We start from the raw sequence: 11431 nt of genomic DNA, 5'->3' as shown, positions 1-11431 counted from the left end.
CAATTCTTCACGCTGCCCAAACGCGGCTAAACATGCGCCAGACAACAATCAAATACAACCACATATTTTGAAAAATTGCGTTACCGCGAGACGCAAAGATACATCAGAAGACATTTTTTGCCATCACGTTGCGAGACAGCTCGCAAACCTCTGCTCGAGACTCGCGGTCTATAAAACAAACAAATTGACGATTTGTAAAATTATAGATAAATTGTCAATTATGAAAAAACAGACTTCCGAACATCACGCCAATCAGGCGCTGCTAAGTCAGCTGGATCAAATCGCTCAGGGGATTGGTGAGACATTTGCCCCTTTTTGTGAGGTGGTGGTCCACGACTTGCTTGACCCTAAGCACGCTATTTTGTCGATCCATAATAATCTCTCGGGTCGTGAAGTCGGCGCGCCAGCCACTGAGCTGGGCCTGGCACGGATTGCCGATCCTGAATACCCACAGGTCATAGCTAATTACGCCAACCGCTTTGCCGATGGAAGACGAGCAAAAAGTACCTCAGTTGGCATTAAAGATGCACAAGGGCGTTATGTTGCAGCGCTGTGTCTGAATATTGATCTCAACCTTTTCAGCCAAATGCAAAGCATGCTGGCGCAGTTTTGCCAGACCGGTAATGTGGAAATCAGAGAGACGCTGGACCCGGCCAATGCTGAAGCAATCCGTGAGCAAATCGATAAATTTGCCACCAGCCGCTCCCGGATCCCTCAAGCGCTAAAAGCCTCAGAACGCCGCCAACTATTAAATGAACTGAAAGACGGCGGCTATCTTGAGATACGCAAGGCGATGAGCATTATTGCCGAACATATTGGAGTGTCACGGGCCACGCTTTACAACGATGTAAAACCTTAAAATATCTGGCATTCAATGTCGTTAAACAGCAAGCAAAGAGGGAACAATGATCACACTGCCTACTTATGATGATGTTGTGGCTGCCGCCGGAAGAATCGAAGGCTATGCCCATAAAACGCCGGTGATGCAGTCAAGTATTCTTAATCGAGAGCTGGGCGCTGAAGTTTTTTTCAAGTGTGAAAACTTGCAGCGTATGGGAGCCTTCAAATTCCGTGGCGCGTTTAATGCCCTGTCCCTGCTCGACGAATCACAGCGTAAAAGAGGTGTGATCGCCTTTTCCTCTGGTAACCACGCACAAGGCATTGCGCTGGCCGCCTCCTTGCTCGGCATTCCAGCGACCATTGTCATGCCACTGGATGCGCCAAAAGCCAAACGTGCGGCTACCGAAGGCTACGGCGCAAAGGTGGTTGAATATGATCGCTATAATCAGAGTCGTGAAGACATTACTCGGGAACTTGCCGACAAATTCGGCTATACGATTGTCCCAGCGTACGACTACGCCCCGGTGATTGTCGGGCAAGGCACTGCGGCAAAAGAGCTTATCGAAGAAGTCGGCGAGCTTGATGCCATGTTTGTTCCGTTGGGCGGTGGCGGTCTGCTGGCTGGCTGTGCCCTCGCCACTCGCGCCCTGTCACCCGCCTGCAAGATTTATGGCGTTGAACCGCAAGCCGGTAATGACGGGCAACAGTCTTTCCGCTCGGGTTCCATCGTTAAAATAAGCACTCCGAAAACTATAGCCGACGGCGCGCAAACGCCTTCTCTCGGCCAGATAAACTTCTCTATTATTCAACGCGATGTCAGCGATATTTATACTGCCACGGACGAACAGCTGGTTGAAAGCATGGCCTTTTTCGCTTCTCGTATGAAGCTGATTGTGGAACCAACGGGTTGCCTGGGGCTGGCGGCAGTTCGTGCCAATACCGATTCGCTGCGCGGTAAACGAATCGGTATCATTATCAGCGGTGGGAACGTTGATTTAGACAATTACAGCCGCTTGCTGGCCAAATTCGCCAGCCAGAAGGATTAACATTATGCGATTTATTTCAGCAGCAGAGTGTTTAACCGTGGTCTCTCACCCGTTGGCTTTCGAGGCAGTTGAAGCTGCGTTTATTGCCGTCGCTTCAGCACAAAGCACGCTGTTTCCCGTACTGATCGGCCACGGGTCAGAGACCAGCTCGCGTTTTACCGTCAAGTCAGCAACGCAGTCTGTGACAACCCCTTTAACCGGTTTAAAAATAGGCACTTATTGGCCAAACAACAGCGCCAAAGGTCTGCCGAATCATAACTCGTACATCATGTTGCTCAACGATGAAACCGGCGAACTAGAAACCGTTCTCGAGGGTGGCAAGGTTAACGCCTACCGCACCGCAGCTGCCGATGCGGTAGCGGCAAAATATCTAGCCAGACCCGATGCTACACGGCTGGCAATCTTTGGGGCCGGTCATCAGGCATTTTATGAGGTCGACGCGCTGCTTGAAATTCTGCCGATTGCCCACGTTTATATCGTCAATCGGGACCAGACCAGAGCCGAAAGTTTACGCCAGCATCTGCTGAATAAAGGCATTGATGCGAGACTCAGTGATGCGGAAACGGCCTGTAAAGCCGCTGATATTATTGTCACCGCCACCGGATCACGCTCTCCTTTATTTCAGGCTGAATGGGTGAAACCCGGCACGCACGTTGCAAGCATGGGGTCAGATGCGCAGGGTAAGCAAGAGCTGCCCGCAGAACTATTTAATCAGGCACGGCTTTTTGCCGACCTGCCGGAACAGTCGCGAACGATTGGCGAGTTTCAACATCTGGCCACGCAGTTTGCCGCTAAAGATACCCCGGTTAATGCCATGGGTGACGTGATCCTTGGCAAAACACCGGGTCGCAGCAATCGAGATGAAATCACTGTTTTTGACAGCTCGGGCATCGCGCTGCAAGATCTCTTTATTGCCGCCGCGATTGTTAACGCGTTGGATTCTTTTTAATTTTTCCAGGCTACCGATATGACTGACAAACTCAATATTCAAGATACTGCCCCATTTCAAGGGGAGAGCATTCACGACAGAGAAACGCCTTTCCTGCTGCTAAACCGCGACCAGCTTGAACGTAATGTTGCTCGACTGCGCAAACACACCGACAGTTTTGGCATCCCTTTGCGACCGCATCTCAAAACGGTTAAATCAGTTGAGGCAGCCAGGCTTATCCTCACTGGCGGTAATGGCCCGGCGACAGTTTCTACGTTAAAAGAAGCTGAAGTCTTTTCAGCGGCAGGCTGCAAAAATCTGATTTACGCCGTGGGTATTGCACCGCAAAAGCTGGCTCGCGTCGTCGCTTTGCTAAAAGCAGGCACGGATATCAGCGTGATTTTAGACAGCATTGAGCAGGCGCAGGTCGTAGCAGACTATTCCCGACAGTCCGCGGTCAAAATTCCAGCGCTGATTGAAATTGACAGCGACGGCCATCGCAGCGGCGTGGTGCCAGGGGATGCTCTACTTATCGAGATAGGTAAAATACTGCATAACCAGGGGGCGGAACTGCGTGGCATTATCACTCATGCCGGTGAGTCTTATCACTGCAAGAGTTTGCAGGAGCATCAGGCCATGGCGGAAAGAGAACGCTCTGCCGCCGTGGCCTGTGCCGAAACACTGCGCGAAGCGGGATTACCGAGCCCGGTTGTCAGCGTAGGCTCGACGCCAACTGCCCATTTCAGTCAGAATTTAACCGGTGTTACTGAAGTTCGTGCGGGAGTTTATACCCTGTTTGATCTAGTCATGACCGGTGCGGGCGTTTGTCAGACCTCAGACATTGCCCTGTCAGTGGTTGCTACGGTGATTGGTCATCAGCGCCAAAAAGGTTGGATCATGGTGGATGCTGGCTGGATGGCAATGTCTCGCGACCGAGGCACGGCATCGCAGGATGTCGATCAAGGCTATGGCATCGTCTGCGATATGTCCGGTAAGCCGCTGGGAGATTTAATTATGACCGGGGTGAATCAGGAACACGGGATTCTGTCTTTACGACCTGGCAGCCAACAATCGCTTCCAGAGTTACCCTACGGCAGTCGGGTGAGAATTTTACCCAATCACGCCTGTGCGACAGTGAGCCAACACGAGGAATTTGCGGTCGTCAGAGATAGCAGTGAAAAGATTGACGCGCTGTGGCCAATAATCCACGGATGGTAAATCTTCAGCCAGTAAAAAGGCCGCAATCTGCGGCCTTAACTTTATTCAGTGAAATGTACTGGCGATTATTCCGACGCCAAACTCACTCAGGCTTTGCCCGATGAAGGAATAATATTGCGTAACCAACTGCCCCATTTACGCTGATAGAAAGGCTGAGTATGGCTAACCAGATAATGGCTCAGCCCCCTCTCCTTCTCATTCACCACGCAGAAATCAACCGGCTTATCGTCAGGTGACGTTTCGCTAGCTACATTTCCGGCCTCGCGGATCAAGGCGTCAACTTCAGCCTCGGATCCATCAGCCTCGATCCCAATCAGCAGATTGGGTTCTGGATCGACAGTTTTATCGTGTATCAGCGCCAAAAATGCCCGGCGAACCGGTTTTTTCTGGCTAAACAGGGTGGTCAACGCATCGACTATTGCCGACGGATATTCCTCCGGCTGACCGATTAACAGCTGGCTTTCGGCGTCGAGGACCAGCTCTGTCGGCACCGACAACCCGCCAGTATTGAGCAGCATGGTTATCTCACTCGGGTAAAGCTCTTTGCCGTACTCCGATTTTGGATTGAGAAACAGCTCCTCGCCCTGAGTCATCTCAAACAAGATCTTTGCCGGTAAGGCGACAAAAGACTGTTCGTCTTCACTTTCACCTGCCGCAGCGCGCTCAAGCACTTCAACAGAAGAGAAGAAAGGAATGATCGAGCTGCCATCCTGCTTTTCCCAATGCAGCAAGTTTAGCTCGCTGCCCGCGTTAATTTCAGACGCCAGGTCGCCGTCCTGCTGGCCTGCATCGCCTAACACCCACACCGTTGAATCAAGCAATAGCTGATAAAAGGCCGGGCGATAGGCTGCCTGAGTCACAGAAAGCCTGAGCAAACGCTCAAGCTCGTTTTCATCCGTAGCAGTTGCGGCAGGAATATCGTGCGGGACGCTCATCTTGTCTCAATCCCTCGGCTTATTGGGTTTTGCCAGTGTTGGCTTTTGCTAACAGCAAATTGGCAACCGTACGCACGCCAACACCGGTAGCGCCCGCAGACCATTGGTCGGCAGCGCTTTTGCGATAGGTAGCAGAACAGTCGATGTGCAGCCAGCCTTTCTTATAGTTTTCAACGAAGTGCGACAGGAAAGCCGCGGCAGTGCTGGCACCCGCGCCATAGGCAGGGCCACCGATATTGTTCAATTCGGCAAAGTTCGACGGCAACTGTTTGCGATGGAACTCGGCCAGCGGCAGACGCCAGAACGGTTCATGTTCAGCAGCAGCACTTTCAAGAAGCTCCGCGGCCAGCGCATCATCAAAGCTGAACAGCGCATGATAATCGTTGCCCAGCGCAGTTTTCGCAGCACCGGTCAGCGTTGCGGCATCAATCAGGATAGCTGGATTATGTTTTGCAGCGTCGATTAGGCCATCGGCCAGAACCAGACGGCCTTCGGCGTCAGTGTTCATCACTTCAACGGTTTTGCCGTTGCGATAATGAATGATGTCGCCCAGCTTCAGCGCATTACCGCTAACCATGTTGTCGGCACAGCACAGGTAAAGTTTGACACGTTTGTCCAAACCACCCGCTGCTGCCAGTGCCAGCGCACCTGTCAGCGTGGCGGCGCCACCCATGTCGGCTTTCATTGAATCCATTGACGCACTTGGCTTTAAGCTATAACCGCCGGTATCAAAAGTAATACCTTTGCCTACCAGACAGGCAAACACTGGCGCGTCCGGGTTACCGGTCGGGTTGTAATCCAGAGACAGCAGAACCGGTGGACGGTCAGAGCCGCGACCCACGGTGTAAAGCCCGTTGTACTCTTTCTCGCGCAGCTCTTCGCCCTTGCGGATACGATAGCTGATGGAGTCACCAAACTCACACAGCAAATCTACGGCGCTGCGAGCCAGTTTTTCCGGGCTAAGATCTTCAGCCGGTTTGTTGATGATATCGCGAACCCAGTCAATAATCTTCAGACGCTGTTGCAGGGTTTTAGTATCGGCAGTGGACAGCTCCGCCCAATCAACGCTGCGAGTGCCTTTCGGGCCACGGAAGCCTTGCCAGAACGCCCAGCTGTTTTCAAGATCCCAGCCTTCACCTGCCAGTTTAACTTTTTTTACGCCCTGACCGTCGATACGACGCGCCGCACGTGAAATAGAAGACAGTGTGTCTTCAGCAGAAAAATGAATAGTGATGCCGTTGGAATCCGTGCTCAGCAGGGCTTTTTCACCCCAACGTGCGTCGGCCGGTTGTGAAGACAGCAGGACGGGCATTACATCATTAGTCGTAGCTTCGGTCGTCATTACAACACTCCTGATTATTCTTAATCTTCAATGATTAGCGTTCGAAAATTCGCGCAGACGGCTTATTGATTTACCGATCAGCGAAATACTGTAATCGATCTCTTCTTCAGTAGTAAAACGCCCTACCGAAAAACGAATGGAACTGTGCGCCAGCTCATCGTTAAGCCCCAGAGCCTTTAATACGTAAGAAGGCTCAAGGCTGGCGGAGGTACAGGCAGAACCAGACGATACCGCAAGATCTTTAAGGGTCATGATCAGCGATTCGCCGTCAACGTTGGCAAAGCTGACGTTGAGAATATTGGGAGCGGTATGACCTTCTGCTCCATTAAGGAAGACATCTTTGTTCTGGCGAACACCAGCCCAAAGTCGATCGCGCAATGTCGCCAGACGAACGGCTTCTTCAGTCATCTCAAGCCTGGCAATGCGATAGGCTTCGCCCATGCCAACAATCTGGTGAACCGGCAAAGTTCCGGAACGCATACCGCGCTCGTGTCCACCACCGTGGATCTGGGCTTCAATCCGAACCTTGGGTTTTCGGCTGACAAACAGTGCGCCGATGCCCTTCGGGCCATAAATTTTGTGCGCAGAAAACGACATCAAATCGACCTTAAGCTCGCCGAGATCGACCGGGATCTTACCTACGCTTTGCGTCGCATCGACGTGGAACAGGATCTCGCGGCTACGGCAGATTTCACCGATGGCGGCGATATCTTGAATCACGCCAATTTCATTGTTGACGTGCATCACTGACACTAAAATTGTGTCATCGCGCAACGTCTGTTCCAGCTGTTGCAGACTCAGCAGCCCATTGGCCTGCGGATTGAGATAGGTGACGTCGAAACCTTCACGCTCGAGCTGCTCGCAGGTGTCCAGCACCGCTTTATGTTCGGTGGTGAGAGTAATGATGTGGCGGCCTTTATGCTGATTGGCCAGCGCGGCACCCTTGATTGCCAAATTGTCCGATTCGGTTGCGCCAGAGGTGAAAACTATTTCGCGCGGATCAGCGTTGATAAGCTCGGCAATATTATTTCGCGCTACATCCACCGCCTCTTCAGCCTGCCAGCCATAGCGATGGGAACGAGAGGCCGGGTTACCGAAAGTACCGTCCAGCGTTAAACACTGCATCATCTTTTCGGCTACGCGTGGGTCAACCGGCGTAGTGGCCGAATAATCCAGATAAATCGGTAATTTCATGGCAAAAATGCTCCGTACTGCGCGTCCGCAAACGAACGTGACTATTTATTATCGAGGCGAGTTCATTGTCGGGTTAGTTTAAAACGGCTTTACTGCTGGGTAAAAGGGAAATCATGCCAAACGCGGGTCGGAAAGCAGAATATGCTTATTAAGACGGCCTTCTAATGAGAAAGTTCATAAAACAAAAACCGGGCGACAAGTCTGCAATGACACATTGTCGTTGCGCTTATCCAACCCGGTTTTTATTACGCCCAAATTGCAGAGCAAAATGTTTGGCGTCTAAGAAAATGCGTAACCTATTGCTAGGCGCGCAAATTCACATTAATCGTTTCTTGTGGACGACCGTTCGGCATACGGCGAAGATCGTTATTCTGGCGATCGGCAACTTCCAGCACGTCTTGGTTATTAACCAGTTCGCCGATAGTAATGTCATTCAAGAAGCCGCTAATGCGCTCGCTCAGATCACGCCATAAAGTATGGGTCAGGCAGCGTTCGCCACCCTGGCAGCCTTCTTTACCTTGGCAACGGGTCGCATCGATAGATTCGTCAACGGCAGTAATCACCGCACCCACGGAAATTTCGGTGGCTTCACGACCTAACAGATAACCGCCGCCCGGACCACGAACGCTGGCAACCAGTTCATGTTTACGCAGACGGGAGAATAGCTGCTCCAGATAAGACAGAGAGATGCCCTGACGTTCAGAGATGTCAGCTAAAGGCACTGGGCCTTCCTGGGAATGCAGTGCTACGTCCAACATAGCTGTAACAGCATAACGACCTTTAGATGTCAGTCTCATAACATGTTTACCTGTTAGTAGAAGTCAAAAATTCATAGGGGGGACAACATGAAAATGAGTCTGACATTCCCGACTAATTTAGTCAACTATTTAACCTAGTAATTTACTCAAGTATTACATACGTAGTTTCCATGGTTAATTTTTCCATAAAAAACCAGCATGTAATACTTTGATAAATAACTATATTAAAGAATAATAAAGCTTATTCCTTATCGATACTTTGCTTATCTACGGCGCTTAAAATGCCACGCAGGATGGCTAGCTCTTGAGATTCTGGACGCGCGCGGGTGAATAAACGACGCAGTCTGCTCATCACCTGACCTGGGTGCGCCTTGCGAATAAACCCTACTTTTAGCAGGACTTGTTCAAGGTGAACATAGAATCGTTCAAGGTCTTCAACCAGCGGATAAGGTGTCTCTTCGTATTCAATCTGAGGCTTTTCAGCTTCCAATTGGCTTAACCAGGCGACGCGAACTTCGTAGGCAATAAGCTGTACTGCCATGGCCAGATTCAGCGAGCTATATTCCGGGTTGGCGGGAATGCAAACGTGATAGTTGCACTTTTGCAGCTCTTCATTGGTTAACCCTACACGTTCACGACCAAACACCAGCGCAACGGGAGAATTGACTGAAGTTTTAGCGCTGAGCTCGCCGCATTCGCGAGGTTCCAGCATAGGCCATGGCAAGGTGCGCGAACGTGCGCTGGTACCGATGACCAGGCTGCAACCTTCGAGAGCCTGATCCAGGGTTTCGACGATAGTGGCATTGCCAATTACGTCGCTGGCCCCTGCGGACATCGAGATTGCCTGTGAATCAGGTTTTACGAGCGGGTTGACCAAATAAAGGTTAGACAACCCCATGGTTTTCATAGCGCGGGCGGTGGACCCCATATTCCCGGTGTGGGAGGTTTCAACCAGGACAATGCGAATATTGTGTAGCATACAAACTCTGAGCGTTGCGGAAAATCGCAACAGTTTATCACAATCCGGCGCTGCGTCATGGTTTAGCAGGCGGTTTATAAGACAAAGGGTGCAAATTCGTTGGCGTTTAGCATAACTATTGCTATACTGCGCGCCGTTTCCCGTTCTTTAACATCCTAGTTGGAAGATATCCATGCATCCGATGCTCACCATCGCCGTGCGCGCTGCGCGCAAGGCCGGTAACCTGATTGCCAAACATTACGAAATGCCAGACTCTGTAGAAGCAACTCAGAAAGGCACTAACGACTTTGTCACTAACGTAGATCGCGATGCAGAAAGCATGATCATCGAGGTTATTCGCAAGTCGTATCCAAAACACACCATCATCGGCGAAGAGTGCGGTGAATTGGCTGGCGAAGAAAATGACATACAATGGATTATCGACCCGCTGGATGGCACTACCAACTTTGTAAAACGTTTCCCTCATTTCGCAGTTTCTATCGCTGTGCGCATCAAAGGCCGCACCGAAGTGGCTGTAGTTTATGACCCAATGCGTAACGAACTGTTCACTGCTACCCGCGGTCAGGGCGCACAGCTGAACGGCTATCGTCTGCGCGGCACCTCGGCTAAAGACCTCGACGGAACCATTCTTGCTACCGGTTTCCCATTCAAACTGAAACAGCATGCAACCAGCTATATGAAAGTGGTTGGCAAACTGTTCACCGAATGTGCAGACTTCCGCCGTAGCGGTTCAGCCGCGCTGGATCTGGCTTACGTCGCTGCTGGCCGCGTTGACGGTTTCTTCGAAATCGGCCTGAAGCCTTGGGATTTCGCCGGTGGCGAGCTGCTGGTTCGTGAATCAGGCGGCGTAGTGACTGATTTCGTTGGCGGCCACAATCATTATTCTTCTGGTAACATTGTTGCCGGTAACCCACGTGTTGTTAAGGGTATCCTTAATGCAATGCGTGATGAGCTGCACGATGCGCTTAAGCGTTAATCGTTAGCAGCGAAATTTTAGGACGCCTCGGCGTCCTTTTTTTTGCCTGCTTAACCCCGTCATTGTTTCAGGATTTTTTTAAGTTTGACGGAATATGGGCCACGGCCGCAGTTTTGAAGATGAGCCTTTTTTCAATCAATCGGTAGGTTATCTCTCCAAACACAACGGCCGCCAGGAACACCACAATGCCTATCAGACCCAAGGTTAAATTACTCAATCCGCTGCGAATGATCAGCATGGCATAGGCGGTGGTAAAAAATGTGTGGGTTAAATAGAGTGAATAAGAAGAGTTACCGATTTCAAGCACTGGGCCTGATACTTTTTTAGCCGTAAACAGATAAAGAAACAAAACAATAGCATTCAAATAGGGAAGATATACTGCATTGTCACCTAACTCGCTGTATTTAAAAATGATAACAAGCATTAATATCACGAAAAGTGTTAAAAGTCCTCCTCTAGCCATTTTAAAACTTATCAAGCCAAGAATTTTTTCTTGATGATGAAAAATGAACATGCCGACAATAAAAAGATAAGATATTTGAAATGAAAAAAATGACTTGGCATTTTCAGAAGTCATTAATTCAGACGACATTCCCAATGTGATAAATAATATCGTCAAGATATAAATACCGCTTTTCCGATGTTGCCCGCAAAAAATAAGCACTGCAAAGGAAATATAAAAGAAAATCTCATACATTAGTGTCCAACCCTGCCGAAGGATAGGATCAATAACATCGCCATTAAATGAAACATAAGGGATCAACAGATAGGAAGTTATTATCTTGCCAAGGGAATAATGCTGCGCGCTGTTGAACATTCGCAGTTCCCACAAAACCACACACACCGTAGTCCAAAAAAAATAGAGTGGATAAATTCTGACTGCCCGCTTGACGATAAACGCCCTGCTGTGTGCGGTACCGCCTGCCTTGTCATTGGTGGTCATCGACATAATATAACCGCTAATAACAAAAAACACGCCAACACCAACCTGTCCAACTAACTCCATATTATGCAGGACTACACTTCCTAAACCACCCACGTTTCTATATGCAGCAAAGCTTGAAGCGATATGTGCGAAAACAACGCTTAACGCCGCTACTCCACGGAGATATTGTATATTCTCGTTTGTTTTCAATTTCATTACCTCTCACGCTATTTTGGTTTCAAAGGTAATACAAACTTAACTATTAAGGTAGGCTAATGAACTAGGCGACT

General features: G+C 49.9%; 11 protein-coding genes. 5 read left to right on the top strand and 6 right to left on the bottom strand.

Going from position 1 to position 11431, the window contains the following annotated elements:
- Window positions 1–220 precede the first annotated feature (220 nt).
- Genes AB3G37_RS05640 through AB3G37_RS05625 form a run of 4 tightly spaced genes read left to right on the top strand, consistent with a single transcriptional unit; the run spans window position 221 to window position 4032 of the window.
- Window positions 221–859 (top strand): transcriptional regulator, encoded by a 639-nt coding sequence (locus AB3G37_RS05640; protein WP_369789982.1) that lies wholly within the window; start codon window positions 221–223, stop codon window positions 857–859.
- Window positions 860–905: 46 nt separating this feature from the next.
- Entirely contained in the window at window positions 906–1886 is a 981-nt protein-coding gene (locus AB3G37_RS05635) for a threo-3-hydroxy-L-aspartate ammonia-lyase (RefSeq protein WP_369789981.1), read from the top strand.
- Window positions 1887–1890: 4 nt separating this feature from the next.
- The gene (locus AB3G37_RS05630) at window positions 1891–2835 is read left to right on the top strand and encodes an ornithine cyclodeaminase family protein (RefSeq protein ID WP_369789980.1); all 945 of its coding nucleotides are present in this window, start codon (window positions 1891–1893) and stop codon (window positions 2833–2835) included.
- 18 nt (window positions 2836–2853) lie between these two features.
- Complete coding sequence (locus AB3G37_RS05625) at window positions 2854–4032, top strand: DSD1 family PLP-dependent enzyme (protein WP_369789979.1); 1179 nt, start codon at window positions 2854–2856, stop codon at window positions 4030–4032.
- An 86-nt stretch (window positions 4033–4118) separates the two neighbouring features.
- Here the strand turns inward: AB3G37_RS05625 and sseB are convergent, their stop codons facing one another.
- The 5 genes from sseB to trmJ all read right to left on the bottom strand — a co-directional run bounded on the left by sseB (window position 4119) and on the right by trmJ (window position 9240).
- The gene (gene sseB, locus AB3G37_RS05620) at window positions 4119–4967 is read right to left on the bottom strand and encodes an enhanced serine sensitivity protein SseB (protein ID WP_369789978.1); all 849 of its coding nucleotides are present in this window, start codon (window positions 4965–4967) and stop codon (window positions 4119–4121) included.
- Between the two features lie 19 nt (window positions 4968–4986).
- Entirely contained in the window at window positions 4987–6309 is a 1323-nt protein-coding gene (gene pepB / locus AB3G37_RS05615; RefSeq protein WP_009638944.1) for an aminopeptidase PepB, read from the bottom strand.
- Between the two features lie 27 nt (window positions 6310–6336).
- Window positions 6337–7503, bottom strand: coding sequence for an IscS subfamily cysteine desulfurase (locus tag AB3G37_RS05610; protein WP_369789977.1), 1167 nt, complete (start codon window positions 7501–7503; stop codon window positions 6337–6339).
- 302 nt (window positions 7504–7805) lie between these two features.
- Window positions 7806–8300, bottom strand: coding sequence for a Fe-S cluster assembly transcriptional regulator IscR (gene iscR / locus AB3G37_RS05605; protein WP_009638942.1), 495 nt, complete (start codon window positions 8298–8300; stop codon window positions 7806–7808).
- A 202-nt stretch (window positions 8301–8502) separates the two neighbouring features.
- Complete coding sequence (trmJ, locus tag AB3G37_RS05600) at window positions 8503–9240, bottom strand: tRNA (cytosine(32)/uridine(32)-2'-O)-methyltransferase TrmJ (RefSeq protein WP_369789976.1); 738 nt, start codon at window positions 9238–9240, stop codon at window positions 8503–8505.
- Between the two features lie 172 nt (window positions 9241–9412).
- Between trmJ and suhB the strand changes: the two genes are divergently transcribed.
- On the top strand, window positions 9413–10216 hold the full coding sequence (gene suhB / locus AB3G37_RS05595; protein WP_009638940.1) for an inositol-1-monophosphatase: 804 nt from the start codon (window positions 9413–9415) through the stop codon (window positions 10214–10216).
- A gap of 67 nt (window positions 10217–10283) precedes the next feature.
- Here the strand turns inward: suhB and AB3G37_RS05590 are convergent, their stop codons facing one another.
- Window positions 10284–11357 (bottom strand): acyltransferase family protein, encoded by a 1074-nt coding sequence (locus tag AB3G37_RS05590; protein WP_369789975.1) that lies wholly within the window; start codon window positions 11355–11357, stop codon window positions 10284–10286.
- Between the last annotated feature and the right edge of the window lie 74 nt (window positions 11358–11431).

It is taken from the genome of Rouxiella sp. WC2420, assembly GCF_041200025.1.
Taxonomy (GTDB): Bacteria; Pseudomonadota; Gammaproteobacteria; order Enterobacterales; family Enterobacteriaceae; genus Rouxiella.
This window is presented reverse-complemented; position numbering and strand designations above follow the sequence as displayed.

Coding starts and splice junctions, on each gene's coding strand:
- AB3G37_RS05640 (WP_369789982.1), top strand. CDS start 221: ATGAAAAAACAGACTTCCGAACATCACGCCAATCAGGCGCTGCTAAGT.
- AB3G37_RS05635 (WP_369789981.1), top strand. CDS start 906: ATGATCACACTGCCTACTTATGATGATGTTGTGGCTGCCGCCGGAAGA.
- AB3G37_RS05630 (WP_369789980.1), top strand. CDS start 1,891: ATGCGATTTATTTCAGCAGCAGAGTGTTTAACCGTGGTCTCTCACCCG.
- AB3G37_RS05625 (WP_369789979.1), top strand. CDS start 2,854: ATGACTGACAAACTCAATATTCAAGATACTGCCCCATTTCAAGGGGAG.
- sseB (WP_369789978.1), bottom strand. CDS start 4,967: ATGAGCGTCCCGCACGATATTCCTGCCGCAACTGCTACGGATGAAAAC.
- pepB (WP_009638944.1), bottom strand. CDS start 6,309: ATGACGACCGAAGCTACGACTAATGATGTAATGCCCGTCCTGCTGTCT.
- AB3G37_RS05610 (WP_369789977.1), bottom strand. CDS start 7,503: ATGAAATTACCGATTTATCTGGATTATTCGGCCACTACGCCGGTTGAC.
- iscR (WP_009638942.1), bottom strand. CDS start 8,300: ATGAGACTGACATCTAAAGGTCGTTATGCTGTTACAGCTATGTTGGAC.
- trmJ (WP_369789976.1), bottom strand. CDS start 9,240: ATGCTACACAATATTCGCATTGTCCTGGTTGAAACCTCCCACACCGGG.
- suhB (WP_009638940.1), top strand. CDS start 9,413: ATGCATCCGATGCTCACCATCGCCGTGCGCGCTGCGCGCAAGGCCGGT.
- AB3G37_RS05590 (WP_369789975.1), bottom strand. CDS start 11,357: ATGAAATTGAAAACAAACGAGAATATACAATATCTCCGTGGAGTAGCG.